This is a genomic window from Kitasatospora sp. NPDC047058, from assembly GCF_040643935.1.
In the GTDB taxonomy this organism is placed as follows: Bacteria; Actinomycetota; Actinomycetes; order Streptomycetales; family Streptomycetaceae; genus Kitasatospora.
The window spans coordinates 28969-53010 of record NZ_JBEYVJ010000018.1 but is presented as its reverse complement, the minus strand read 5'-3'; the positions used below and the strand labels follow the sequence as shown (position 1 = coordinate 53010).

28 protein-coding genes and 1 pseudogene are annotated in these 24042 nt (G+C 72.7%); 16 read left to right on the top strand and 13 right to left on the bottom strand.

Features of this window, described 5'->3' with window-relative positions; translation table 11 throughout:
• Positions 1-139: 139 nt before the first annotated feature.
• From ABZ885_RS04775 to ABZ885_RS04765, 3 genes are all read left to right on the top strand, one after another.
• On the top strand, positions 140-904 hold the full coding sequence (locus ABZ885_RS04775) for a GNAT family N-acetyltransferase (RefSeq protein ID WP_360183376.1): 765 nt from the start codon (positions 140-142) through the stop codon (positions 902-904).
• 157 nt (positions 905-1061) lie between these two features.
• Positions 1062-1241 (top strand): hypothetical protein, encoded by a 180-nt coding sequence (locus ABZ885_RS04770; RefSeq protein ID WP_360183374.1) that lies wholly within the window; start codon positions 1062-1064, stop codon positions 1239-1241.
• Positions 1242-1292: 51 nt separating this feature from the next.
• Positions 1293-1712, top strand: a complete 420-nt coding sequence (locus ABZ885_RS04765) for a hypothetical protein (protein ID WP_360183372.1) — start codon at positions 1293-1295, stop codon at positions 1710-1712.
• A 393-nt stretch (positions 1713-2105) separates the two neighbouring features.
• Here the strand turns inward: ABZ885_RS04765 and ABZ885_RS04760 are convergent, their stop codons facing one another.
• Entirely contained in the window at positions 2106-2765 is a 660-nt protein-coding gene (locus ABZ885_RS04760) for a hypothetical protein (protein ID WP_360183384.1), read from the bottom strand.
• Positions 2766-2923: 158 nt separating this feature from the next.
• Positions 2924-3211: pseudogene (locus tag ABZ885_RS04755) on the bottom strand (ATP-binding protein); the annotation flags it as partial.
• Positions 3212-3369: 158 nt separating this feature from the next.
• On the opposite strand from ABZ885_RS04755, the gene ABZ885_RS04750 reads away from it, so the two are divergent.
• Both ABZ885_RS04750 and ABZ885_RS04745 read left to right on the top strand, forming a co-directional pair.
• Entirely contained in the window at positions 3370-4203 is an 834-nt protein-coding gene (locus ABZ885_RS04750) for a helix-turn-helix transcriptional regulator (protein WP_360183370.1), read from the top strand.
• Positions 4196-4399: a DUF397 domain-containing protein gene (locus ABZ885_RS04745; RefSeq protein ID WP_360183368.1), complete on the top strand. Its 204-nt coding sequence runs from the start codon at positions 4196-4198 to the stop codon at positions 4397-4399. Before ABZ885_RS04750 ends, ABZ885_RS04745 begins: the two co-directional genes overlap by 8 nt.
• 63 nt (positions 4400-4462) lie before the next feature.
• Here the strand turns inward: ABZ885_RS04745 and hrpB are convergent, their stop codons facing one another.
• Positions 4463-6973, bottom strand: coding sequence for an ATP-dependent helicase HrpB (gene hrpB, locus ABZ885_RS04740; protein WP_360183366.1), 2511 nt, complete (start codon positions 6971-6973; stop codon positions 4463-4465).
• A gap of 108 nt (positions 6974-7081) precedes the next feature.
• Entirely contained in the window at positions 7082-7936 is an 855-nt protein-coding gene (locus ABZ885_RS04735; RefSeq protein ID WP_360183364.1) for a class I SAM-dependent methyltransferase, read from the bottom strand.
• A gap of 410 nt (positions 7937-8346) precedes the next feature.
• Between ABZ885_RS04735 and rpsA the strand changes: the two genes are divergently transcribed.
• Entirely contained in the window at positions 8347-9837 is a 1491-nt protein-coding gene (gene rpsA, locus ABZ885_RS04730) for a 30S ribosomal protein S1 (RefSeq protein ID WP_360183362.1), read from the top strand.
• A 270-nt stretch (positions 9838-10107) separates the two neighbouring features.
• Positions 10108-12327 (top strand): MMPL family transporter, encoded by a 2220-nt coding sequence (locus ABZ885_RS04725; RefSeq protein WP_360183360.1) that lies wholly within the window; start codon positions 10108-10110, stop codon positions 12325-12327.
• A 135-nt stretch (positions 12328-12462) separates the two neighbouring features.
• On the opposite strand, the gene ABZ885_RS04720 is transcribed toward ABZ885_RS04725, so the two are convergent.
• The gene (locus ABZ885_RS04720; RefSeq protein ID WP_360183358.1) at positions 12463-12963 is read right to left on the bottom strand and encodes a MarR family transcriptional regulator; all 501 of its coding nucleotides are present in this window, start codon (positions 12961-12963) and stop codon (positions 12463-12465) included.
• A gap of 62 nt (positions 12964-13025) precedes the next feature.
• Here ABZ885_RS04720 and ABZ885_RS04715 point away from each other — a divergent pair, with 62 nt between their 5' ends.
• The 3 genes from ABZ885_RS04715 (at position 13026) to ABZ885_RS04705 (ending at position 14970) form a co-directional block, all read left to right on the top strand.
• Positions 13026-13667: an MBL fold metallo-hydrolase gene (locus ABZ885_RS04715; protein ID WP_360183356.1), complete on the top strand. Its 642-nt coding sequence runs from the start codon at positions 13026-13028 to the stop codon at positions 13665-13667.
• An 83-nt stretch (positions 13668-13750) separates the two neighbouring features.
• Positions 13751-14344: a dephospho-CoA kinase gene (gene coaE, locus ABZ885_RS04710; RefSeq protein WP_360183354.1), complete on the top strand. Its 594-nt coding sequence runs from the start codon at positions 13751-13753 to the stop codon at positions 14342-14344.
• 86 nt (positions 14345-14430) lie between these two features.
• The gene (locus tag ABZ885_RS04705) at positions 14431-14970 is read left to right on the top strand and encodes a GNAT family N-acetyltransferase (RefSeq protein ID WP_360183352.1); all 540 of its coding nucleotides are present in this window, start codon (positions 14431-14433) and stop codon (positions 14968-14970) included.
• 87 nt (positions 14971-15057) lie between these two features.
• Here ABZ885_RS04705 and ABZ885_RS04700 read toward each other — a convergent pair whose 3' ends face one another.
• Positions 15058-15786 (bottom strand): hypothetical protein, encoded by a 729-nt coding sequence (locus tag ABZ885_RS04700; protein ID WP_360183350.1) that lies wholly within the window; start codon positions 15784-15786, stop codon positions 15058-15060.
• Between the two features lie 77 nt (positions 15787-15863).
• Between ABZ885_RS04700 and ABZ885_RS04695 the strand changes: the two genes are divergently transcribed.
• Positions 15864-16745 carry a LysR family transcriptional regulator gene (locus ABZ885_RS04695; RefSeq protein ID WP_360183348.1) on the top strand — a complete coding sequence of 294 codons (882 nt, stop codon included), beginning with the start codon at positions 15864-15866 and terminating at the stop codon, positions 16743-16745.
• A gap of 53 nt (positions 16746-16798) precedes the next feature.
• On the opposite strand, the gene ABZ885_RS04690 is transcribed toward ABZ885_RS04695, so the two are convergent.
• The 4 genes from ABZ885_RS04690 to ABZ885_RS04675 form a co-directional block, all read right to left on the bottom strand.
• Complete coding sequence (locus tag ABZ885_RS04690) at positions 16799-17215, bottom strand: hypothetical protein (RefSeq protein ID WP_360183346.1); 417 nt, start codon at positions 17213-17215, stop codon at positions 16799-16801.
• Between the two features lie 69 nt (positions 17216-17284).
• Positions 17285-18019, bottom strand: coding sequence for a class I SAM-dependent methyltransferase (locus ABZ885_RS04685; protein WP_360183344.1), 735 nt, complete (start codon positions 18017-18019; stop codon positions 17285-17287).
• Between the two features lie 303 nt (positions 18020-18322).
• On the bottom strand, positions 18323-18514 hold the full coding sequence (locus tag ABZ885_RS04680) for a DUF397 domain-containing protein (RefSeq protein WP_360183342.1): 192 nt from the start codon (positions 18512-18514) through the stop codon (positions 18323-18325).
• Complete coding sequence (locus tag ABZ885_RS04675) at positions 18504-19373, bottom strand: helix-turn-helix transcriptional regulator (protein WP_360183340.1); 870 nt, start codon at positions 19371-19373, stop codon at positions 18504-18506. The genes ABZ885_RS04680 and ABZ885_RS04675 overlap by 11 nt, the downstream gene beginning before the upstream one ends.
• A gap of 258 nt (positions 19374-19631) precedes the next feature.
• On the opposite strand from ABZ885_RS04675, the gene ABZ885_RS04670 reads away from it, so the two are divergent.
• Both ABZ885_RS04670 and ABZ885_RS04665 read left to right on the top strand, forming a co-directional pair.
• On the top strand, positions 19632-20075 hold the full coding sequence (locus ABZ885_RS04670; RefSeq protein WP_360183338.1) for an ATP-binding protein: 444 nt from the start codon (positions 19632-19634) through the stop codon (positions 20073-20075).
• Positions 20072-20356: a hypothetical protein gene (locus tag ABZ885_RS04665; protein WP_360183336.1), complete on the top strand. Its 285-nt coding sequence runs from the start codon at positions 20072-20074 to the stop codon at positions 20354-20356. Before ABZ885_RS04670 ends, ABZ885_RS04665 begins: the two co-directional genes overlap by 4 nt.
• Positions 20357-20467: 111 nt before the next feature.
• Here the strand turns inward: ABZ885_RS04665 and ABZ885_RS04660 are convergent, their stop codons facing one another.
• Entirely contained in the window at positions 20468-21034 is a 567-nt protein-coding gene (locus ABZ885_RS04660) for a TetR/AcrR family transcriptional regulator (protein WP_360183334.1), read from the bottom strand.
• A gap of 121 nt (positions 21035-21155) precedes the next feature.
• Here ABZ885_RS04660 and ABZ885_RS04655 point away from each other — a divergent pair, with 121 nt between their 5' ends.
• Together ABZ885_RS04655 and ABZ885_RS04650 are read left to right on the top strand one after the other, a co-directional pair.
• Positions 21156-21584 (top strand): DoxX family membrane protein, encoded by a 429-nt coding sequence (locus ABZ885_RS04655; RefSeq protein ID WP_360183332.1) that lies wholly within the window; start codon positions 21156-21158, stop codon positions 21582-21584.
• 41 nt (positions 21585-21625) lie between these two features.
• Positions 21626-22150, top strand: a complete 525-nt coding sequence (locus tag ABZ885_RS04650) for a GNAT family protein (protein ID WP_360183330.1) — start codon at positions 21626-21628, stop codon at positions 22148-22150.
• Between the two features lie 17 nt (positions 22151-22167).
• Here the strand turns inward: ABZ885_RS04650 and ABZ885_RS04645 are convergent, their stop codons facing one another.
• Together ABZ885_RS04645 and soxR are read right to left on the bottom strand one after the other, a co-directional pair.
• Complete coding sequence (locus ABZ885_RS04645) at positions 22168-22602, bottom strand: cupredoxin domain-containing protein (protein ID WP_360183328.1); 435 nt, start codon at positions 22600-22602, stop codon at positions 22168-22170.
• Positions 22603-22741: 139 nt separating this feature from the next.
• Positions 22742-23221, bottom strand: a complete 480-nt coding sequence (gene soxR, locus ABZ885_RS04640; RefSeq protein WP_360183326.1) for a redox-sensitive transcriptional activator SoxR — start codon at positions 23219-23221, stop codon at positions 22742-22744.
• Positions 23222-23276: 55 nt separating this feature from the next.
• Between soxR and ABZ885_RS04635 the strand changes: the two genes are divergently transcribed.
• Positions 23277-23987 (top strand): transketolase, encoded by a 711-nt coding sequence (locus ABZ885_RS04635; RefSeq protein WP_360183324.1) that lies wholly within the window; start codon positions 23277-23279, stop codon positions 23985-23987.
• Positions 23988-24042 lie beyond the last annotated feature (55 nt).

The following is a 24042-nucleotide window of genomic DNA, read 5'->3' as shown; positions in this document are numbered from 1 at the left end:
GGGCCCGGGCGCTTCGGCGTCCGGGCCCGCCGCTGCGCTCCGCCGGTCCACGGCACGGGTCCCGACCCGGACGCGGCCCGGTCGGCTTCCTGCGGAATTGGCCCGTGTAGTTGATCAATTCCGTACTAGCGTAGGCACAATGACAACCGGAACCACGCCGACCGAACAGCCCCCCATGTCCCTGGCCGAGGCGCCGCTGCGCCAGGCCCGGAACTCCGCCGCCTTCTGGACCGCGACCGGCCGAAGCCGGGGACACGAGGTGATCCGGCGCCGCGGATTCGTCGCCGTCGACGGCGACGAGCGCGCGGGGCTGCGGATCCTGATCCAGGAGCCCGACCTCGACCCGGGTGAACTGGCCGAGGTGAGCGAGCTGGTCCGCGGGGCCGCGGGGTCGGCCACCGTCGAGGACCCGTTCAGCTCGGCCGACCTGAGCCACCTGGGCATGCGCAACTGGCAGATGCCGGTCATGCTGCGCCTGCCCGGGCCCGTCGCGGAACCGGCCCTGGAGGTGACCCGGGTACGGGGGTCCGAGGACCTCCGGACGGCCGAGCGGGTCGTGATCGAGGGCTTCGAACTGGACGGGTTCGAGCCCTACCGCCCCGGCGAACTCTTCCCGGCGGCGCTGATCGAACAGCCGGGCGTGGACGTGTTCATCGCCACGATCGACGGCGAGACCGCAGGCGCCGGCGTCAGCGTCCTCGCCGACGGCGTCGGCAGCCACTACTGGATCAGCACGTCGTCGGCGTTCCGGTCGCGCGGCGTGGGCCGGGCCGTCATGCTCGGCGCCCTCGCCCACCTGGCGGACCTGCCGGCCACGCTCACCGCCTCGAAGCTCGGCCGGCCGCTGTACGAGTCGCTGGGCTACACGGTCGCGACGCCCGCGACCTGGTGGGCCTCCTCCTGACCCGAGCTCGTGCCGCACGGGAAGTCGGTGGAGCCGACTTCCCGTGTGTCGGTACGGGTGCCGAGGTGTCGTACCTGGTCAGATCGGCAGGAACCGGCCGGTGGCTTCGCCGGGCCGGCTCAGGTGTCTGGGGTCGCCACTCTTCGCGCTAGTCGGGGTGTTCGGCGTCCCGGTGGTGGAGGAGTCCGTCCGCGAACTGCCGCAGGGCGGGCAGATCGTGCTGTGCTCGCGGCGGTTCATGATCCAGCAGGTCGCGGCTGATCCCGCGAAGGGACCGGCCCTGGGCGAGGAGTTCCTGGACAGCGCGGTGGCGTTCGCGGATGGGCGGGGGAGCTGACCGCTGCATGGGGGTCCGTAAAGCGCTTTGCTGGATCATCCGACCACGCCTATGGTGCGCTGGCGCCGGGCGAACGGCGCTTGGGATGTGGGGGTGGTCGTCGTGGGTGTGTTTGTCCGGATCAGGGGCTGGCTGGAGTGTGATGACAGGCAGCTCATCCAGGTCGAGGAGATCGTCGGCGCGGACGATCCAGACCAGACCTATGCCGGCGGCTGGGCCTTCCCCGCGAGGCAGTACAACTTCACCAATTGGGTCTTCTTCGGGGCCGAGATGCGCGCGCAGTCCGCTGACCAGCTCCTGGAACAACTGCGCCGTGTGGCGGGGATCCCGGCTTCCGACAGCGACAACGACCTGATCACCGGACTCTTCCTTGTCAGCCACGAGTCCGACGGCATGAGCGAGTGGCAGGTCCGGGACGGCACCGTTTTGATCGGATCCCCGAGCGGGGCGTATCACTTCCTCGACGAATAGGGTCGGCGCGAAGTCTTCGGTTCAGGCCGCGTCGGCGGCGCGTTCGATCGCGGCGAGGCGGTTCATGAGCCGGTAGCCGGGGCCGTTGACGGAGATCAATTCGCGTGGTGCAGGAGCTGGTCGAGGACTCGGCAGGCACCCGCAGCACCGCATCCGATGTCATGTCGGAGACATTGGTCAGTGCCAGCACCAGCCTGCTTCGGCCGTCCATCAGCTGGGGCTCTGGTCCTGGCCGTAGGACTCGGTCACCACGCTGTCCGTGGCCCTGCCCGGCGTGGCCCCATCGCCGGGGCTCGCCGGGAGCGTGGCATTGGCCGCGTGCGGTCCCATCCTGCCGGTGCCCCACGGCTTGGGCGGCCGCGTCATTCTTCCTTCTCGTCTCGGTGGTTCGGGTCACTTCAACTGGTCTGCTGGGCGGAGTTGCCGGCCATCCGCGACGGGCCGCATTGGCCGGCGCCTGTGCAGGAAGTCGGTGGGGCCGACTTCCTGCGCGGGGGGTTCAGGTGTGGGTGGCGGCTCGGGTGCGGCAGTGGGTGAGGGCGGGTTTGATGCGGGGGTCCGGGGTGGGACCGGTGGTGAGGAGTTCGCCGGCGGTGACGAGGGCGGTCCAGTAGTGGGCCGGGTCGCCGGTGCGGGGGAGGGGGCGGGCAGCGGCCAGGGACAGGTACCGGCGGTGAGGTTGCCGGTGGTGAACCAGCGGTCCAGGCCGTGCCGGTGCCCGGCGCGGATGCCGCCCATCGCGTCGATCGCGGTGAGGAAGAGGTCGACGACGGCGAGGCCGGTGGTGTCGAGGGGGACGGGGACGTCGAAGACGCCGAGGGCTTCGAGGAGTTCGCCGGTGTCGGCCTCGGATCCCGGGCGGGGGTCGGCGAGGAGGGCGCAGTCGGCGAGGCGGCGGGTCGTCTCGACGAGGGGGATGGAGAGGGCGAGGCAGACGGCGCGGGCGGAGAGCAGGCGTTCGCCGCTGCGGCGGGCGAGGAGGGCGTAGGCCTCGGCTGGGGTGGAGCCGCGGGCGAGGGCGTGCCGGGCGAGGGTGTCGGGGGGTGGCTGCATCGGGGGCGCGCTTTGGCGGTGACGAGGGAGAGGGCGGGGGAGGGGGCGATCAGCGCCCAGACGAACTTGCCGACGCCGCCGGAGCGGGGGCAGCAGCCCCAGCGCTCGGCGAGCTCGTGGACGAGGAGGAGGCCGCGCCCGTGCTCGTCGTCGGGCGTGGTGGTCCGGAGGGAGGGGCGGCCGGCGCCGGCGTCGTGGACTTCGAGTCGGAGGCGGTCGCAGACGACGGCGAAGCGGACCTCGATGAGGCGGTCGGGCGGAGCGTCGGAGTGCTGGACGGCATTGGCGAAGAGCTCACCGAGGAGGAGTTCGGCGACGTCGGTGTAGCGGTGGCCGGAGGGGAGAGCGGCGAGGTAGGCCCGGAGGAGGTGGCGGGCGACGGGGGTGGAGGCGGTACGGGAGTCGAGCCGGGCGGCGAACGTGCGGGGACGGTGGGAGACAGGCATGGGGGCACCTCGACGGGAGTGGAATGGGGAGGGAGTTGAGGGCGCTACAACGGAGTGCTGCGGAATGTAGTTCTTCGACTACCGAGCGCTTCCACTGTCGTCTAGACTTCAGAACTGCTCAAGTTGTCCATGCCGTTTGATTGGTAGGGCGAATCGCCTTGAACAAGAGGGAACTTGACCCACAGGCGTCCCCGGCGGCCGAGTTCGGTGCGCTCCTCCGCACGTTGCGCGAGGAGCGAGGCTGGACGCAGGAGTACCTTGCGGAGCTGATCGGGTGCACGTCGTCGCACATCTCGGCCCTCGAAAATGGTCGAAGAAAAGCAACTCGCCGTATTGCAACTGAACTTGACAGGGCGTTTGGCCCGGGTGAGCAGTTTTTGGCGGAGTGGGGCAAGTCGGGACAACGCATCCTCTTCGAGGGCTTCGAGGAGTATCTCCGCGACGAGTCGAAGGCTGTGGCGATGCGCCTCTTCGAGATCAACATCATCCCGAGCCTCCTGCAGACCCCCGCGTATGTTCGGGCGTATCAGGGGGCGCTGGTGGGTCGGGGCGTCTCGACCCAGCAGCAGGCCGACGAGCGGACCGAACTCCTGCTCCACAGGCAGCAGGTACTCTCTCGCGATCCTGCCCCGCTCATCCACGCGGTCATCGACGAAGGAGCGCTGCGGCGGTCAATCGGAAGCTGTGACGTCATGGTCGAGCAGCTGAAGCACCTGGAGGTTCTCGCGGCTCGGCCCCGCGTGCTCCTTCAGGTCAGCCCGTTCTCGCTGGGTGAACTCAGGCCGTTCGCGCATCCAATTACGTTGCTGACCACGCCGCACAGGGCCATGGTTGGCTACGGGGAGACTCAGAAGCGGGGCTTCCTCGAACGCGATCCGGAGACATTGGCCGAGTGGGCCAGTGAGTACGATCACCTCCAGGTCGAAGCATTGTCCCGGGTAGCGAGCATCGAGTTCATTCGCGAAGTGCGGAAGGGTTTTGATCATGGATGACCTGCGCAGCGCCGTTTGGCGCAAGAGCTCCTACAGCGCTCAGCAGGGCCAATGCGTCGAGGTGGCAATTGGGTCCCCCCGGGCCGTGCCAGTCCGTGACTCCAAGGACCCTCACGGCCCCGCGCTCGCCTTCCCGGTGGATGCATGGCAGTCGTTCGTGACGGCCGTCCGCTCCGGCGAGTTCGGTGACGTCTGACAGATCCTGCATGCTGCCCGGGGCACCGCTACCCGTCGACGGGGGAGCGGGGCCCTTCTCCTGTTACTTCCGGGCGTTGGTGCGCTTCGTGGGCTCCGCCGTCGTCGGGTCTTCGGGCCAGGGGTGGCGGGGGTAGCGGCCCCTGAGCTCGGCGCGGACGGCGTGGTAGCCGTTGCGCCAGAAGCTCTCCAAATCGCCCGTGACGGCAGCGGGGCGGCCTGCGGGCGACAGCATGTGGATGGTCAGCGGGATGCGGCCGGCGGCCAGGGTGGGAGTCCTGGTCCAGCCGAAGAGTTCCTGCAACTTGACGGCCAGCACCGGGCGTTCGGTGCTGTAGTCGACTCGTATCTTCGAGCCGGACGGCACCGTGATGCGCTCGGGGGCCAACTCGTCCAGCCGGCCCGCCTCGCCGGTGGCCCAGGGGAGCAGGCGCTGTAGGGCTGCCGTCGTATCGATCCTCGCCAGATCGCTGCGGCGGCGGGCGCGCGAAAGCTCGGGTTCCAGCCACTCGTCGGCGCGTTCCAGCAGGGCGGCATCGGCGACATCCGGCCAGGGATCGCCGATGGCGGCGTGGAGGAACGCGAGGCGTTCGCGCAGGTTGGACGGAAAGGTCAGCAGCTCGCTGACGCCCTCGCGGGTCAGGCCCTCCAGCAGGGCGGCTCGGACAAGTGCGGAGTCCGGGCGGGCCAGCGGCTTCTCCGACAGTTCGATGGCGCCGAGCGATTCCACCTGCCGGGAGACGACCTCACCCCGCCGCGTCTCCCAGTGGACCTCCTCGCGCGCACCGAGCAGAGCCGCTCCGGCGAGAACGGCGGTGTCCTCGTCCAGCGCGGCCGCGTGCAGCACCCGGGCGGAGTGCGAGCCGGCCGGGCGGTCGGCGACCGCCACAGCCAGCCACGGCAGAGCGCCGAGCGCCGTACCCGGCGCGAGTTCGGCGGCCGTCCCGGACGCCATCAGGTACGGGCTGCGCTCACCCGGCGCGGGCCGCTCCACCCGGGCGCGGGCGATCCGCTCCGGGAAGGCGAGCGCCACGACCAGCCCGACGGTGGTCGCGTCCGGCAGCGCGGTAGCGGGCGCGTCACCCGCGGCCCGCTGCAACCGCCGGACCTCCTCGCGCCAGCGCCCGGCGTAGGGGTCGTTGCTCGAACGGACCGTCCGCCACACCGCACCCAGGTCGTCCCCCAACGCACGCGGCGGCTCCTCCGACAGCAGTGCCACCACCTCGGCCGCCCGCCGCGCACCGACCGCCGCCGCGCCGTCGACGAGCGCGCGCCCCAGCCGGGGGTGGAGCCCGGTGCGGGCGAGTCGCACACCGCGCTCGGTCGCCCGGCCGTCGGAGGAAACGGCCCCGAGGGCCTGCAGCGTCTGCCGGGCGGCGGCCATCGCCCCGGCCGGGGGCCGGTCCGGCAGCGCGAGGCCGGTCGCGTCCGGGTCGCCCCAGCAGGCGGCCTGGAGGGCGAACGGGGTGAGGTCGGCGAGCGCGATCTCGGGCGTCGGGTAGCGGGCGGCGAGGGCGTCCTCGGCCTCCGCCCAGCAGCGGTACACCGTGCCGGGGGCCTCGCGCCCGGCCCGGCCGGCCCGCTGGCGGGCGGCGGCCAGTGAGGCGCGGACGGTGACCAGCCCGGCCAGGCCGCGGGCGTGGTCGGTGCGCGGCTCGCGGGCCAGCCCGGCGTCGACCACGACCCGCACGCCGGGCACGGTGAGCGAGGACTCGGCGACGGCGGTGGCCAGCACCACCCGGCGGCGGTCCCCGGCGGCGAGCGCCGCGTCCTGCACGGTCTGCGGGGCCCGGCCGTGCAGCTGCAGGACGTCTGCGGGGACGCCGTCGAGCGGCCCGGCCACCCGGGCGATCTCGCCGACGCCGGGCAGGAAGCAGAGCACGTCCCCGTCCCGTTCGCCGAGCGCCCGCCGGACGGTGGCGGCGACGTGTTCCAGCAGCGCCGGGTCGACCCGGGTGCCGTGGGCGGGCCGGACGGCGCGCGGCGGCGGCGCCCAGACCGTCTCCACCGGGTGCGCGATGCCGTGCGCCTCCACGACGGGCGCGCCGCCGAGCAGCTCGGCCCAGGCCGCGGTGTCGGAGGTCGCCGAGGCGCAGACGACGCCGAGCTCCGGCCGCAGCGCGGCCCGGACGTCCAGCAGGAAGGCGAGCGCGGTGTCGGCGTCGAGGTGCCGTTCGTGGCACTCGTCCAGCACGACCACGTCCACGCCGGTCAGCTCCTGGTCACGCTGGAGCCGCTGGAGCAGCACGCCGGTGGTGACCACCTCGACCACGGTGTCCCGCCCGGCGCGCCGCTCGCCGCGCACGGTGAAGCCGACCTCGCCCCCGACCGCCGAGCCGAGCAGCCAGGCCATCCGCCGGGCCGCCGCGCGCACGGCCAGCCGGCGCGGCTCGGCGACCAGGACGCGGCGCACCGGGCGGCCGTCGCCGAGCAGGCCCGCCAGGGCGAGCGGCACCAGCGTGGTCTTGCCGGTGCCGGGCGGGGCGGCCAGCACGGCGACGCCGTCCGAGTCGAGCGCGCGGTGCAGGGCGGGCAGGGCGGTGCGGACGGGAAGGTCGCGCCAGGCGGGGTTCACCGGGACAGTCTCCCCGATCCGGCGGCCCGGCCCCCGGCTGCGCTCCCCGGCCGCGCCCCGCCTCAGCCCCGGCCGCGCCCCCGCCTCAGCCCCCTGGCTCAGCCCCCCTCAGCCCCGCTCGGCGACGAAGACCGCCGTCCCCGGGATCAGCCGCCCGCGCAGCGGCGACCAGCCGCCCCACTCCTGCTCGTGCCCCTCCGGCCACTCCGGCTCGACCAGGTCGAGCAGCCGGAACCCGGCGCCGACCAGCTCGCGCACCCGGTCCCCGACCGTGCGGTGGTGCTCGACGTAGGTGGCCCGGCCCTGTTCGTCCTCCTCGACGTACGGGGTGCGGTCGAAGTAGGAGGCGACGGCGGTCAGGCCCTCGACGCCCGGCTCGTCGGGGAAGGCCCACCGGATCGGGTGGGTCACCGAGAAGACCCAGCGCCCGCCGGGCCGCAGCACCCGGTGCACCTCGCGCATCAGCGCGGCGGTGTCGGCGCTGAACGGCACCGCGCCGTAGGCGGAGCAGGCCAGGTCGAAGGAGCCGTCGGCGAAGGGGAGGACGGCCGCGTCGGCCTGGACCACCGGGACCGGCGGGGTGTCGCGGGCGAGGTCGATCCGGCGGGAGTGCTGGAGCTGGCGGAAGGAGATGTCCAGGGCCACCGGGCGGGCGCCCTGCCGGGCGAGCCAGCGCGAGCACTGTGCGGCGCCGGCGCCGATCTCCAGCACGGTCCGGCCCGCGACGTCGCCGAGCAGCCGGGCGTCGGCCTCGTCCAGGCCCTCGGGGCACCAGGTGAACCGGTCGTCGCCGAGGAACGCGCCGTGCTCGTCCTGGTATTCGTCGGCGTTGCGGTCCCACCAGTGCCGGCTGGCCCGGCTGCTCTCGCCGGCCCCGGCGCCGCGCCTTACCGCGTCGTCGCCGTCGTCGTCAAGATCGTGGGCGTCGGGGAGGGGGGTGGTGGCCACGGTGATAATGCCCATCGCGTAGGGTGTCGTCTGCGGAAGCGCCGCTGCCGCGAACCGGCCCGTGAGGGCACGGATCGGGCGGTGGCATCCGGGGAAGGGCCCCTGCGGCCGCCACCGTGAGGTGCGCAATCGGAGGATATGGCCTGATCCATACCGGCCTCCACCGGCTTGCCTCTCTTGGCGTTGACCGTGCCTGGCCGTCCCCGTATGCTACAAGTTGCGCTGCGGGCCTGCGCGCCTCGGACGGAGCAGGTCGCGCTCGCATCTGTCGAAGACCCCACGGTCGCAAGACGGACGCCGGTTCCCGGTACTCGGGAACGGACGGTGCGCCGTGTTCTTGGCTGTCCGGCTTTCGGTGGGAGCGATACGGGCCCTCCGCGTGGCATTACCTACGACTTCATGTCCGTACCGGAGCCCTTTTCCTAATGACGAGCCCCACCGACTCCTCCACCAGCACCACCCCGCAGGTCGCGGTCAACGACATCGGCGACGCTGAGGCCTTCCTCGCCGCCATCGACGAGACCATCAAGTACTTCAACGATGGCGACATCGTCGAGGGCGTCATCGTGAAGGTCGACCGTGACGAGGTGCTCCTCGACATCGGTTACAAGACCGAGGGCGTCATCCCGTCCCGTGAGCTCTCGATCAAGCACGACGTTGACCCGCACGAGGTCGTCTCCGTCGGTGACAACATCGAGGCCCTGGTTCTCCAGAAGGAGGACAAGGAGGGTCGTCTCATCCTGTCCAAGAAGCGCGCTCAGTACGAGCGTGCCTGGGGCACGATCGAGAAGATCAAGGAAGAGGACGGCATCGTCACCGGTACCGTCATCGAGGTCGTCAAGGGTGGTCTCATCCTCGACATCGGCCTCCGTGGCTTCCTGCCGGCCTCGCTCGTCGAGATGCGTCGTGTCCGCGACCTCCAGCCCTACGTGGGCAAGGAGCTCGAGGCCAAGATCATCGAGCTGGACAAGAACCGCAACAACGTGGTCCTGTCCCGCCGTGCCTGGCTGGAGCAGACCCAGAGCGAGGTCCGCCAGACCTTCCTCACCACCCTGCAGAAGGGCCAGGTGCGCTCCGGCGTCGTCTCCTCCATCGTCAACTTCGGTGCCTTCGTGGACCTGGGTGGCGTGGACGGCCTGGTGCACGTTTCCGAGCTGTCCTGGAAGCACATCGACCACCCGTCCGAGGTTGTCGAGGTCGGCCAGGAGGTCACCGTCGAGGTTCTCGACGTTGACATGGACCGCGAGCGCGTCTCCCTGTCGCTGAAGGCGACCCAGGAGGACCCGTGGCAGCAGTTCGCCCGTACCCACCAGATCGGCCAGGTCGTTCCGGGTAAGGTCACCAAGCTGGTTCCGTTCGGTGCGTTCGTCCGCGTGGACGAGGGCATCGAGGGTCTGGTCCACATCTCCGAGCTGGCCGAGCGCCACGTCGAGATCCCGGAGCAGGTCGTCCAGGTCGGCGACGAGATCTTCGTCAAGGTCATCGACATCGACCTCGAGCGTCGTCGCATCAGCCTCTCGCTGAAGCAGGCCAACGAGGCCCTCGGTGCCAACCCGGCCGAGGTCGAGTTCGACCCGACCCTGTACGGCATGGCCGCTTCGTACGACGACCAGGGCAACTACATCTACCCGGAGGGCTTCGACCCCGAGGCGAACGACTGGCTGCCCGGCTTCGAGAAGCAGCGTGAGGAGTGGGAGCGCCAGTACGCCGAGGCGCAGTCCCGCTTCGAGCAGCACCAGGCCCAGGTCATCAAGAGCCGCGAGGCCGACGCCGAGGCCGCTGCCGAGGGTGGCGACGCCGTCGCCGCTGCCGCCGGTGGCTCGTACTCCTCCAGCAGCGACGAGGGCTCCGGCGCTCTCGCTTCGGACGAGGCCCTGGCCGCCCTGCGCGAGAAGCTGGCCGGCGGCCAGAGCTGAGGCTCTGACCCCGCTGGTGCTCACAGCGCCCGGGCACTGGAAAGTGCCTAGCGTGCTGGAAAGCGCATAGCGTCACCGATGAACCCCACCCGGTATTCCGGGTGGGGTTCATTGTTTTTCCCCTTCACTTATTCGTTCCTTATGGGAAGGAATTTTGTGATTAGGGGCTCATCGGATAGGTATGGGCGTTTCGGGACCAAGGCCCTACCTTGGGGGGAGTTGCCCGATGGGTCGCTCACCCGGCCCCGCACGCTAGGCACCCCCCTGCATATGCTCCGTAGCACCGCAGTGACCTCCCCGTCCCGCACGTCCGCCGAACCGAAGGTCGACGGACGCCTTGCCGCCATCGGCCGGTTCTGCTTCCGGCACCGGCGCTGGGTGCTGGGCTTCTGGGCGGTCGTCCTCGTCATAGGAGTGCTGATCGGCGGGCGGGTCTTCGCCGGCTCGGTGGCCGGCGCCTCCTCGGCGAGCTCCGAGGCAGACCGGGGGAGCGCGGTGGTCACCGCCGCCGACCCGTCCCGCGGCACCGTCACCGCCGTGGTGGACGGCAAGCCCGTCGACGACCCGGCCGTCCGGGACGCCGTCACCCGGGCCACCGCCGAGATCGCCGCGCTGCCGGGGGTCTCCTCGGCCACCGACGCCTACGAGCCCGGCCCGGGCGCCGCCGCGCTGCGCTCCGCCGACGGCAACGCCAGCCTGGTCTCGGTCCGGATGGCCGACACCAGCACCGACGCCCAGACCGCGGCGGTCACCCAGCGCCTCGCCGACATCAAGGCCGACGGCGCCCAGGTGAAGGTCGGCGGCGACCTGGTCCTCCAGGACGAGGTCAAGAAGCAGACCGAGAAGGACACCCGTTTCGGCGAGATCGTCACCCTGCCGCTCACCCTGATCGTCATGGTGCTGGTCTTCGGCGGCCTCGCCGCGGCCAGCCTGCCGGTGATCGGCGCGGTCGCCTCGGTCGGCGGCGCGCTGCTGGCCATGTTCGGCTTCAGCAAGATCATGGACATCGACACCAGCGTGCTGCCGATCGCCACCGTGCTCGGGCTCGGCCTCTCGATCGACTACGCGCTGCTCATGGTGAATCGTTTCCGCGAGGAACGCGGGCACGGCGCGGGCATCGCCGCGGCCGTCGAACGGACCGCCGCCACCGCCGGCCGGACCGTCGCCTTCTCCGGGCTGACCGTCGCCGTCGCACTCTCCGGCCTCTTCGTCTTCACCAACCCCGTGCTCGGCGCGGTGGCCGCCGCCGGCGTCAGCGTGGTGGTCATCGCCGTCGCCGCCGCGATCACGCTCGTCCCGGCCCTGCTCGGCTTCGCCGGCAGCCGGATCAAGACCCCCACCGCGCCCGTCCCCGACGAGGGCTTCTTCAGCCGTACCGTCCGCCGGGTGCGCAAGCGTGCGGTACCCGTCGCGCTCGCCTGCGTCGCCCTGCTGATGGCCGCCGGCGCGCCGTTCCTGCACGCCGACATGCGCAGCTCGGGCGCCGCCGTCCTGCCCGCCACCTCGGCCGGCCGGCAGGTCGCCGACACCATCGACCAGCGCTTCCCGCAGGCCTCGGCGGCCCCGATCACCGTGGTGGTCGAGGGCGGCGCCCCCGCCGCCCAGGCGTACGCGGACGAGGTGGTCGCCAAGCTCCCCGGCGTCAGCGGCGTCCGGGCGGTGACCCCGGTGAGCGACACGGTCTCCACCGTCGACGTGCTGGTGCACGGCGACCCGCAGGGCGGGCAGGCCAAGCAGGTGGTGAAGGAGCTGCGCGCCGACCGCGGCGGGCTCACCACCCACGTCACCGGCGGTGCGGCCTCGGTGGTCGACTTCCAGCACGAGCTGCTCACCCGGGGCCCGATCGCGCTCGGCCTGGTCGCGCTCGGCACACTGGTGCTGCTCTTCCTGATGACCGGCTCGGTGGTGATGCCGGTCAAGGCCCTGCTGATGAACCTGCTCTCGCTGGGCGCCTCGCTCGGCGCGCTCACCCTCGTCTTCCAGGACGGGTGGTTCAGCGGAATGCTCGGCTTCAGCCCCGCCGGCGGGCTGGAGACCTTCATCCCGGTGCTGGTCTTCGCCTTCGCGTTCGGGCTGTCGATGGACTACGAGGTCTTCCTGCTCGCCCGGATCAAGGAACTGCGCGACCGCGGCTACAGCAATGCCCGCTCGGTGGAGCTGGGCGTCCAGCGCAGCGGGAGGATCATCACCTCGGCGGCGCTGCTGATGGTGATCGTCTTCGCCGGGTTCGCCCTCGGGGACATGCTGATGGTCAAGCAGATGGGCATCGCGCTGGCCGTCGCCGTGGCCGTCGACGCCACGCTGGTCCGCTGTCTGCTCGTCCCGGCCACGATGAGCTTCTTCGGCGAGTTCAACTGGTGGGCCCCGGGCCCGCTGCGCCGCCTGCACAAGCGGTTCGGCCTGAGCGAGCACGTCGAGCTGCCGACCATCGAGCCGGCCGTCCTGCCGGCGCAGCGTCCGGCGGCGGACCTGGTGACCGCGGCGTCGTAGGGACGTCCGGAGAGATCGTGCGTCGCCCCGGCGGGAGTCCGCCGGGGCGACGCGTCGTTCGTCCGGCTGCGGCCGGGCGGGTGGTGGCCGGCCCGGGCGGTGGTCTTGCCGGGCGGTGGTCAGGCCAGGTGCTGCTCAGGCCAGGCGGTGGAGCAGGGTGACGGCGGCGCGCAGGGTTGCGCGGTCCTCGGGGGTGAGGCGGGCCTCGATCGCGGCGGCGATCTGCGCCTCGCGGCGGGCGCGCTGCTCGTGGAGGGCGGTGCGGCCGGCCGCGGTGGCGGTGACCAGCAGCTTGCGGCGGTCGGTGGCGTGCGGCTGCTGGGTGACCAGGCCGGCGTCGGTGAGCAGGGCGACCGTGCGGGCCATCGACTGGTGCCGGACGTGCTGGCGGGCGGCGAGTTCGGCGACGGTGTACGCCCGGTCGTCGCGGACCAGCAGGCCCAGGACGCCGGCCTGGTTCTGCGGCAGCTCGTCGCCGGGGCGCAGGGCGCGGACCAGCTCGCCGACGGCGCTGCGCAGGTCGGCGGCGAGTTCGAGGGTCTCGGGGTGCGGGCGGTCCGGCGCGGCGCTGGGCGAGGTGGCCGGCGGCGTGTTCGGCGGCGTGTTCGGGGAGGGGCTGCTCGGCGGGCTGTTCACAGGAGAATCCTATCGCGAAGATGTGCAGCAAAACTGTGCAGTTCTGCTGTATGTTTTGCCGCATGCGAATCACCAAGCACGGACACGCCTGCGTACGCCTGGAGCACGGCGGCACCACGGTCGTCGTCGACCCCGGAATGTTCACCGACCCCGCCGTCCTCGCCGGCGCGGACGCGGTGCTGATCACCCACGAGCACGCCGACCACTTCGAGGAGGCCCGGCTGCGCGAGGCCCTGGCGGCGGACCCGGCGCTGCGGGTCTGGACCAACAGCGCGGTCGCCGCCCAGCTGGACGGGGTGGCGCGGCGGGTGACGGTGGTCGGCGAGGGCGACGCCTTCGAGGTGGGCGGGATCGGGGTCTCGGTGCACGGCGAGTGGCACGCCGTGATTCACCCGGAGATCCCGCTGGTGCACAACGTCGGCTTCCTCTTCGACGGCCGGCTCTTCCACCCCGGCGACGCGCTGACCGTGCCGCCGCACGCGGTGGAGACGCTGCTGCTGCCGATCGCCGCGCCGTGGACCAAGGTCGCCGAGCTGATCGACTACGTCCGGGAGGCCGGCCCGCGGCGGGCGGTGCCGGTGCACGACGCGGTGCTCAGCGAGGTCGGGCTGGCGGTGCACACCCGGCTGGTCGGTCCGGGCGGCCCGGGGACGGGCGCGGAGCTGCGGACCCTGGGCGAGGGCGAGAGCCTCGACCTGGGCTGACCGGGAGGGAGGGGGAAGGGAGGGTCCGCGGCGACCGGGGGCGCGGGCTGACCGTGGACGGGCGGCGCCGGTAGCCTGACGCCATGCTGAAGATCGGACTGACGGGCGGCATCGGCGCCGGCAAGAGCGAGGTGTCGCGGCTGCTCGCCGCCCACGGCGCGGTGATCGTGGACTCGGACGTGATCGCCCGCGAGGTGGTCGCCCCGGGGACGGACGGGCTGAAGGCGGTGGTCGCCGAGTTCGGGCCGCAGGTGCTCCGGGCTGACGGCTCGCTGGACCGCCCGGCGCTCGGCGCGATCGTCTTCGCCGACCCCGGGCGGCTCGCGGCACTGAACGCCATCGTGCACCCGCTGGTCCGGGCCCGCTCCGCGGAACTGGAGGAGGCGGCCGCCCCGGATGCGGTCGTGGTGCACGACGTCCCGCTGCTCGCCGAGAACGGGCTCGCGCCGCTGTACGACCTGGTGGTGGTGGTCGACGCCGAGGACGGCGTCCGGATCGACCGGCTGGTCCGGCTGCGCGGCATGGCGGAGGAGGAGGCCCGGGCCCGGATGGCCGCCCAGGCCGCCCGGGCCGACCGGCTGGCGATCGCCGACGTGGTGATCGACAACAGCGGCCCGCTGGAGCGGCTCGCACCCAAGGTCGCCGAGGTCTGGGAGCAGCTGGCCGCCCGCGCCTGAGGCGGGCCCGGGGCCGGGGCCGGGCGGGGAGATCCGGGCCCGGGCCGGGGCTGGCCGGATCCGGTCCGAAAGTGGATCATGGTCTGATGGTTGATCACTTCAGTACCGCCCCATCCGCCGTGGAGCCGCTGGCCACGTACACCAAGGACGACCTGGAACAGATCCTCGGCACCGGGGAGGACCCGTTCGGCGTCGCGCACACCGGGCTGGCCTTCCTGCCGAAGGAGATCCACTTCGGTGTCCGGGCGGCCGGCGGCCGCCTGGTGGCGCACGCGGGCCTGCTGCCGCTGCCGCTGACCGTCGGCGGCGTGGACCTGGACGCGGTGGGCGTGGGCGGCGTGGCCGTCGCCCCGGACGTCCGGGGCCGCGGCCTGGCCCGTGCGGTGGTCGGCGCGGCCGTCGCGCACGCCCGGACGCTGGGCCCGCGGTACGCGCTGCTGTTCTGCCGGCCGCCCCTGGTCGCGCTCTACCGGCGGCTCGGCTGGCGCGAGGTCGCGGACGAGGTGCACGTGGAGCAGCCCGCCGGGCGGATCGCCCTCATGCCGCTGCGCACCATGTGGGCCCCGCTGGCCCCGGACGTCCAGTGGCCCCGGGGGCCGGTGCGGCTGCGCTCGCTGCCGATGTGAGCCGACGGCCGCGGCGGCCCGGCGGCCTCTCCGCCCAGGGCCTTTACGCTCAGGCCCCGGCGGCCTCTCCGCCCAGGGCCTCTCCGCTCAGGCCCCGGCGGACTGCCGGGTGGCCGCGTACTCCACCGCCGCGGCGGCGAGGGCGCGGATGACGGGGTGGACGCGGGTGCCGTCCCCGGCCAGCTCGGGCTGGAACAGCGAGGCGAGGAAGAAGGGGTGCCCGGGGAGTTCGAGCACCCGCAGGTCCCCCTCGTCGTCCGCGGCGCTGAACCGCAGGCCGCCCTCGCGCAGCCGGTCCAGGTACGCCGGGTTCAGCCCGTACGCGCAGTGGTACCGCTCCAGCGTGCGGGTCGTCCCGAGCACGCGCTCGGCGAGCGTGCCCGGCGTGACCGCCACCGCGCCCTCGTGGCCGACCAGCGAGCAGCTGAGCGGCACGATCACCAGCTCCTCCTCCCCGGGCTGGTTCTCGCCGTGCGCGGCGCCGCCGATCCCGCAGACGTTGCGCGCGTACTCCACCACCGCGTGCTGGAAGCCGGCGCAGGTGCCGAGGAACGGGATTCCGCGCTCGCGGGCCGTCCGGACGGCGGCCAGCGCGCCCGCCTCGCTGCGGTACGGGCTGCCGGGGAGCAGCCAGACCGCGTCGAAGCCGTCGAGGGCGCCGGGTGTCTCCGCGTCCTCGGTGGGGATCCAGTAGGCGTCCAGGACGAGCTGGTCGCGGGTGGCGAGCACGTCGAGCAGGCCCGGGATGCGGGTGTGCGAGCGGACGGCGGGGGAGCGGTCGCCGACGAGGGCGATCCGGGGGGTCAGGTAGGTCATGCGGCTATCCTGGCCCCGCGCTGGACATCAGCGCCAACGATGATTTCTGACCCTTCGATCAGAGGTTCTGATAGCCCGTGGATCCGCAGCAGCTGCGCACCTTCGTCTCCGTGGTCCGGCTCGGCTCCTTCTCCGAGGCGGCGCGCGAGCTCGGCTACACCCAGTCCGCCGTCTCGCAGCAGATCGCGGCGCTGGAGGCGGACCTCGGGACGAGCCTGCTGGTCCGCCGTCCGGTCGGCCCGACCGAGGCCGGCGCGCGGCTGCTGGAGCACGCCGGTCCGCTGCTGGTGCGACTGGACGCGGCGCGCGCGGACGTCGCCCGCCTGGCCGGCGCCCCGAGCGCCCGCCTGCTGCTCGGCGCCACCCCGCTGGCGGTCGGTGCGCACCTCGGGCGCGTGCTCGCGGAGGTGCGCCGGGAGTACCCGCGGGTGGAGCCCGTGGTCCGGGTGGTGGCGCAGCAGGAGCTGCCCGCCCTGGTCGCCACCGGCGAGGTGGACCTCGCCCTGGTCGACGGCCTCGCCGCCCCCAGCGACCCGCTGCCGCTCCCGGAGGTCGGCCCGCTCGGCACGGTCGCGGTGGACGAGCAGCCGCTCGCCGTCGCCTTCCCGGCCGGCCATCCGCTGGCCGGGCGGCGGGGGCTGGCCCTGGCCGACCTCTCCGCCGCCCGGTGGCTGGACGCCCCCGACCTGGCCCCCAGCGCCGCCCGGCTGCGGGCGGCCACCGCGGTCGACGGCTTCCGGCCCGCCGCCCGCTACCTGGGCACCGATGTCCGGGGGCTGCTCGCCCTGGTCGCGGCCGGACACGGGCTGGCGGTGCTGCCCGTGCCGGCGCTCGACGGTGCGGCGGGCGTCGCGGCCGTACCGGTCCGGGAGCCGAGGCTGGTCCACCGCACGGAGCTGGTGCACGGCAGCCTGCCGGAGGGGCCGGCGGCGCTGCTGGCGCGGCTGCTGGCAGCCTGACGGGGGCGGGCGCCCGGCGCCCGCCCCCGTCAGGCGCCCCGGCCGGCCGGTCGTCAGCCGGCGATCTCGGCGCCCTCGCAGCAGGGGCCGTCGAGCTGGTAGCAGAGGTAGCGCAGGCAGCCGAGGCAGACCTCGATGTTCTCCATCCGCCAGGTGTCGCCGTGGCAGGCGCAGACGGCCCGCTGTCGCAGCATCAGGTCCCAGCCGGAGTGGCCGCCGAGGGCGTCGTAGGCGTGTCTCAGGTAGGACAGGGTCGGCTCGTCGAACGCCTCGCCGCGGTCCGCCCCGGCCAGCTGCCAGCAGCGGAGGGCGAAGAAGGCCCGTCCGTCCACCAGCCCGGCCGGGCCGCGGCCGCCGTCCGCCCAGGCGCGGGCCGCTGCGGCGACCCGCGCGGGGAACGGCAGTGCGGGGTCGAGGAGCAGGGAGTTGCCGGTGGGCCCGGTGGGGTTCGGTATCTGTTCGATCGTCATGGCGGCCCCCTTTCGGGTTCACCGTAGGCCATCGGCCGCTCCGCGATCCGCCCGCGCCGGTGTCCGGGATCAGCCGGCGGCGGGGCGCCGGAACAGGGCGGTGAGCAGCACCGGGATGCCGAACAGCGGCGAGTCGGCGGGCTGCGGTTCCATCGGGCGGAGTTCGACCTCGGTGAAGTCCGAGAAGAGGTGGCGCAGTTCGTCCGGCGTGTAGGCGAGCCCGCCGTCCAGCCGGCCGTTGCGGTACAGCTCCTCGTCGGGGAGTTCGGAGCCCATCGCCCCGGCGGCGAAGGCGTTCACCACGAGGTGGCCGCCGGGGGCCAGGACGCGGTCCAGCAGGGCGAGGTAGCTGACCCGGCGGTGCGGCGGCAGGTGGTGCAGACAGCCCGAGTCGTAGACCAGGTCGTACTGGGAGTGCGGGAGTTCGACGTCGAAGATGTTGCCGCAGTGGAAGCGGACGTCGGCCTTCGCCTCGCGGGCCCGCTCCCCGGCCCAGGCGACGGCGGTGGGGGAGAGGTCGACCGCGTCCACCTCGAAGCCCAGCGAGGCCAGGTGGATCGCGTTCCGGCCCGGCCCCGCCCCGAGGTCGAGGGCGCGGCCGGGGGCGGCGAGCAGGCCGCGGTCGAGGTAGGAGACGAGGTTCTCGTCGGGCTTGGGGACGAAGAACGGCCGCCCGGCGGAACGGTCGGCGTAGAACGTGTCCCACCAGCCGGCGGCCTCGTCCGTCCACCGGTCGGCCTCCGGCGGGAAGAGCCGGTCGAGCAGGCGCAGGACGTCTTCGGTGGTACGGATGTCGCGATGCATTCACAGCCCCCTCGTAAGGCGGACGAGTGGTGGTCCGCTGCTGTGAATTTTAGTGAGCGGGGAGGGGGAAATCCCTGGTCAGGGGTAGTGGTGGGGGTGCCTGTGGAGGGTCGAGAAGCCGCTCCTGCGCGGCGCCGGATCAGTCTCCCTGGAGGCACCCCGCGCGCTCTGCCCGGCCCCGCTGAAGGGCCGTCAAGGGCGCTTCTGGGTTCGCGGCGACGACCTGATTTCGAGGGGCCCGGATAACGCTTTCACTACAGCCCCCGCGCCCGCGCCTGGCGCGGGGGGCTGGGGTTAATCGAATCAGAGCTCGCCGGCGTGGATGGCGTCGATGAAGGCACGCCAGGCGTCGGCGGTGAACTTGAGGACGGGCCCACCGGGGTCCTTGCTATCCCGGACGGGGACGGTGTTGGCGATGCCGTCGGCGACCTCGATGCAGTTTCCGCCCTCGCCGCCGCTGTATGTGCTCTTGCGCCATGACAGGTCAGCTGTCACTTCCGTACCCTTCTGCTACTAGCTTGTGCATCCAAGTCAGTGAGTCCTCCGGACTCATCGCAGCTGCCGCAAGCTGTTCAAAGACAAACTCGTGGCGAGCGATATCCGACTCCTTCTCGATGTACAGGCTGCTCGTCAGTGCTTCGACGTAGACGATCTGGCCTGGAACATCTGAGAAGGAGAGAATGTGGAACGCCATGCTCATCGCCGGGTGGGTGCCTGAGCTGAACGGCAATACCTGGATTGTGACGGTAGGCCTCTGCGCGAGTTCGACGAGGTGTGAGACCTGCTGACGCATGACCTCCGGGCCGCCTACCGGTCGGCGTAGCACTGCTTCGTTGAGGATGGCCCACACTGTTGGTGGACTGGAACGTGTGAAGATCTCTTGTCGTTGCATCCGCAGCCTGGCCCGGCGTTCGACGATGGGTTCGATGCCTTCGTCGCGGCCCGAGAGTGACGCGCGAAATGTGGCGCGCGCATAGTCTGGCGTCTGGAAGAGCCCCGGGATCAGTTCGGTCTCGTAGGCGCGGATCCGTGCAGCGTCGGCCTCCATGCCGACGTAGGTCTGGAACCACTCCGGCAGCGCGTCGCCGTAGTCGTGCCACCAGCCCCGCTGCGTGCTCCGGCGGGTCAGCGAGATGAACTGCCGCAACTCCGCCTCGTCAGTGACGCCATACAGTTCGAGCATGGCGCGAACGTCCGATTCCTTCAGCGTCGTCTGACCGGACTCGATTCGGGAGACCTTCGTCGCGCTGAACTGCAGCGTGTCGGCTGCGATCTTGGCCTGGAGTCCGGCGCGCTCGCGTAGTCGTCGCAGCTCAGAGCCGAGCCTACGCCGCAGCACAGTCGGACTGTCCACTGTCGAAGCTCCCTCTTGGTTGACGTCGAGTCACAGTCTGCCACCTCCCTCTGCGATCACAAGAGTCTTGCGATGGCACGCAATTGCGCGGACTGGCGCTTGCGAAGTGGCGCCATCGCGGAGCATGCTACAGCGAGTAGCTCGACGGTTCGTCTGAGTGATCATGGCGATCGGTCGCCGGGCATCCCCGTGCCCGCTCCGCTCGCTCCTCGACGCCAACTCGCCTTCACTCCACTGCGCCTGGAAGGTGGCTCCGCCATGTCCGAAATCACCGCCCCGCCCCCCGTCGCCCGGGCCGACTGCTGGCTGCCGCGCAGTCGCCGCTCGCCGGTCGAGGCGCGTCGCCGGCTCGAAAAGCTGCTCGCGGACGCCCCGGACGGTCAACGGTTCGCCGACACCGGGCTGTTGCTCGTCTCCGAGCTGGTGACCAACGCCATCACGCACGGCACGCCGCCCGGGAACAGGGTGCTGCTGGTGCTCGACCTCACCCTCGTCCGGCTCCGGATCGAGGTCCACGACGCCCGGGCGGACCGCGAGCCCGTCCTTCGCACCGCCGGCGCCGAGGACGAGTGCGGACGTGGCCTGATCCTCGTCAAGTCCCTGGCCAGCCGCTGGGGTTGCTGCCCCCGGGTGGGCGTCGGAAAGATCGTCTGGGCGGAGATCGGCCCGGACGACCTCACCTCCGGGGAGCGTGCCGCGTGAGGGAGGCCCGCCTCGTCACGGTCGAGATCACCGGGATCATGCCGCCGACGACCCACCCGCTTCTCGGTGCGGCCCTCGACTCCCTCTGGGCCGCCCTCCAGTTCCACCCGCTCGGCAGACCCCAGTGGCAGTGGTTCGAGCGCTACCTCACCGGCCCGTCCGCGGACCGCTTCGTCGCCGAGTACCTCGACCGCACCGGCCCGCTCTCCCTCCCGGTCATCCTCCCCGAGAGCGCCCACCACCTGCGCATCCACTGGACCACCGGGGAGGGTGGCCGGTGATCCGCCGCATCGGCTCCCATCCCCGCTGACCGCCCTCGGCCCGGAGCGGGAAGCGGAGCAGGAAGTCGGACCGGCCGACTTCCTGCTCCGGGGGTCGTCGCGTGCCGGTGCTCAGTCCCGGCCGAACACCACCTGGAGCACGGCGCGGGCGAGCTCCTCGACGTCGCCGTCGGCGCTCTCGGGGAGGGCGCCGCTCAGCCACAGGTCGGCGAAGCCGTGGGCCAGGGACCAGGCGGCGATGGTCGTCGTGCGGTCGGCGGCCCCGCCCGGGGACAGCTTGCGCGAGCTGGCGGCCAGCACCGCGCCCGCGCGTTCCCGGGCCGCCGCCAGGGCGGGGTCGTCGGGCCGGTACAGCTCCGGACGGAACATCACCTCGAAGTACGGGCGGTGGTCGACGGCGAAGCGCACGTAGGCGACGCCCGAGCCGAACGGATCGTCGGCGGCCCGCTCCAGGCTGTCCGCGAACAGCTCGAAGCCCTCGGCGGCCACCGCCGTGAGCACGCCCGCCTTGTCCCCGAAGTGATGCGCCGGGGCCGCGTGCGACACCCCTGCGCGCCTGGCCAGTTCGCGCAGGCTCCAGCCGGACGGGCCGGACGCGGTGATGGCCTCCAGGGCGGCGTCCAGCACGGCGCGGCGCAGGTTCCCGTGGTGGTAGCTCGGCAGGTCGGTCTGTCCCATCGCTGTCTCCCGTCGGTCGGATGCCGGCCCGCGGCATCTAGGCATTGACAAGATTATGACCCCTGCAGCAATCTTGCCAGTGACAAGATGACTCGATCGGAGGTCGGGAATGGTCCCGCTCATGGCTCTCTTCGGTGGTTTCGGCGTCCTGCGCGTGCTCGGCCTGGTCGCCCTCGACGGCCTCGACGCCTGGCAGCCCGCCCTGCGCGGCGGCCTCGCGCTGATGTTCGTCACCACCGGGGTGCCGCACTTCCTGCCGTCCTGGCGGCGGGACTTCACCGCGATGGTCCCGGCCGCGCTCCCGCGGCCCGCGCTGCTGGTCACCCTCACCGGCGTCCTCGAACTGGCCGGCGCGGCCGGGCTGCTGGTCCCCCCGCTCGCACCGTTCGCCGCCGCCGGCCTGGCGCTGCTCATGCTCGCGATGTTCCCGGCCAACGTGCACGCGGCCCGCAGCGGGCTCACCCTCGCCGGAAGGCCCGTGACCCCGCTGCCGGCCCGCACCGCCCTGCAGGCGGTCTTCGTCGCCGCGGCCGCCGCCGCGATGATCTGAACGGCACGGACGCAGCCGAACCGACGCTCTACGGTGGGCTGATGACCGACGAACAGGTGATCCTCCGCCCGATCTCCGAGACCGATCTGACGGCTCTCGAACAGCTCGTCCTCGACCCTGCGGCGATCGGGCCGCTGCAGTGGTACGGCTGGTCGGATCCCGGGCGGCTGCGGCGCGCGTGGGCGGAGAACGGGCTGCTGGGGGAGGAGCGGTCCCACCTGGCGGTGGTCGCCGGCGGCGGGTTCCGCGGATTCGTCGCCTGGCGGCGGGCGGCGGTGGTGCCGGCCGCGCCGTACTGGAACATCGGCATCCAGCTGGCCCCGGACGCGCGCGGCCGGGGCATCGGGACGCGGGCCCAACGCCTGCTGGTGGACTACCTGTTCGCGCACTCGCCGGTGGTCCGGCTGGAGGCGGACACCGAGACCGCCAACCTCGCCGAGCAACGCGCCCTGGGGAAGTGCGGCTTCAGCCGCGAGGGCGTGCAGCGCAGTCTGGTCTTCCGTGACGGCGCGTGGCGCGACATCGTCCGCTACAGCCTGCTCCGCTCGGACCCCCGCCCGGAGTGAGCCCCCGCCGGCCGGCGTCACTGGACCACGAGCGTGCCCTTCATGTTCGGGTGGACCTCGCAGTGGAACGGGTACGAGCCGGGCGCGGACGGCGCGGTGATCGTCGCCGACTTGCCGGTGGCGAGCAGGCCGGTGTCGAACTCCTTGCCGGGGGTGACGGCGGTCAGGGTGTGCTCGGCGCTGTCCTCGTTGGTGACGGTGATCTTCGCGCCGGGTGCCACGGTGAGGGTGTCGGGGTGGAACAGGAAGTCCTTGATCGTCACGGTCAGCGTGGTCGCGGGGGCGGTCGTGGCGGCCGTCCCGGTGGCGGTCGGGGACGGTGACGCCGGGGACGGGGACGCTGTCGACGCCCCGCCGCCGTCGCTGGAGCAGCCGGCGGCGCCGAGCAGCAGCCAGGCGGCCGCACCGACGGCGAGGGTGGCCCGCCATGAACGGGGAGAACGGACGGTCATCAGCTGCTCCAGCCTCGCTACCTGCGGCGACCCGCCCACGCTAGAGCCTGTCGGGCCGCCCGCCGGTCAGCCGGGACGGAGGATCACCCGAATGACGGAGCCCGTCGCCGACGGCCCGCGCCCGCCCGCGGCAGGAGGTTCAGACGCCCGCCCCGGGGAGGAGGTAGCGGGCGCCGGGGCCGGAGGCGGCGGCGTGGTCGCCGGCGTTGTAGAGGGCGCAGCGGCTGAGGGAGAGGCAGCCGCAGCCGATGCAGCCGCCGAGCTTGGCCTTCAGGTGTTCGAGTTCGGCGATCTGCTCGTCGATGCGGCTCTGCCAGGACGTGGCGACGCCGTCCCATTCGGCGCCGGTGGGGGCGCGGTGCTCGGGGAGGCGGTCGAGGGCGGCCCTGGCCTCCTCCAGGGAGAGCCCGACCCGCTGGGCGGCGCGGATGAAGGCGACCCGGCGCAGCGTGCTGCGGGTGTAGCGGCGCTGGCCGCCGGCGGTGCGGGTGGCGTGGATCAGGCCGAGCTTCTCGTAGTAGCGCAGGGCCGAGGTGGCGAGACCGCTGCGCTCGGAGAGCCGTCCGATGGTCAGCAGGTCGTGCCGGTCCGGTGCTTCGGCGGGCTCGGGTGCGCTCATGGGGTCACTCTAGCGGCTTGACTTCAAGCCGACTTGAAGTTGCAGGATCGTGGACATGACGACGCAGACGGTGACCGCCCCCGCCGCGACCGGTTTCGCGGACCTCCCGGGCCTGATGAGCCTGATGACCGGCGACGAGAAGCACGGGCCCGCCGCCACCTCCACCCTGGACGCCCTCTGGGTGCTCTACGACCGCGTGCTGCGGGTCACCCCGGCCACCGTCGAGGACCAGGACCGCGACCGCTTCCTGCTCTCCAAGGGGCACGGCCCGATGGCGTACTACGCGGTGCTCGCCGCCAAGGGCTTCCTCGACCCGGCGGTGCTGCCCGGCTTCGGCGGGTACGACTCGCCGCTCGGCCACCACCCGGACCGGACGCTCGTCCCCGGGGTGGAGATCGCCTCGGGCTCGCTCGGCCACGGCCTGCCGCTCGGCGTGGGCACCGCGCTGGGGCTGCGCGCCCAGGGCCTCACCGACCCGGCGGTCTGGGTGCTGCTCGGGGACGCCGAGTTCGACGAGGGTTCCAACCACGAGGCGGTCGCCTTCGCCGGCGCCACCGGCCTGGACCGGCTGCACGCCGTCGTCATCGACAACTCCTCGGCCACGCACGGCTGGCAGGGCGGCATCGCGGCGCGCTTCGCCGCCGAGGGCTGGTCGGTCGCGACCGTGGACGGGCGCGACCACGAGGCGCTGTACGCGGCCTTCACCGCCGTGCACCCGGGCCGGCCGCACGTCGTGGTCGCCCGGGTCGAGCCGAAGACCCACTGACCGCCGGCCCGCCGGCAGCCGACCATCCTCCGCAGCAAACCCCCGAAAGGCCAAG